The sequence below is a fragment of the Mesorhizobium sp. WSM4833 genome (assembly GCF_055811095.1).
Genome location: NZ_JBVVQG010000051.1, coordinates 1 through 459, shown reverse-complemented (window position 1 = coordinate 459; position 459 = coordinate 1). Strand labels below are relative to the sequence as shown.

Sequence of the window (459 nt, the reverse complement as noted above, 5' to 3'; positions counted from 1 at the left end):
GGCCGCCGAACCCGCCGCCAGACCTGCTTCATAGACCTGGTCATGCGCGCCGGCCGGATTGCCCTGGTCGACGACGATCTGCGGCACGTCGTTGGTGCCGTTGATGGTGATGGTCAGCGTTGCCGCATCGGTGTCGCCGTCGGCATCCTTCATCGTGTAGTTGAAGGTCTCGGTCAGCGTCTGGCCGGCGTCCAGCGCCTGCACCGCCGGATCGGCGTTGTTGAGCGTATAGGTGTAGGTGCCGTCGGGATTGGCCACGAAGGTGCCGTGCGCGCCCGTCGTCGAGCCATCCCAGCTGACGAAGCTCGTCGGCGTGTCGGCGCCCGGCTGGTTGTTGGCATGCAGGTCGTTGGTCAGCACATTGCCGTTGACCGGCGAAAGCGCGTCCTCGCTGATGCTGTTGGTGTCGTTGACCGCATTGGGCACGTCGTCGACGATGTCGATGACGATGGCTGCCGG

Annotated in this window: 1 protein-coding gene; it reads right to left on the bottom strand. The window is 65.4% G+C overall.

What is annotated here, in order from left to right; genetic code table 11:
• A partial coding sequence (locus AC0L2D_RS31825; RefSeq protein ID WP_473544121.1) for a VCBS domain-containing protein occupies positions 1-459 on the bottom strand: 459 nt, incomplete at both ends.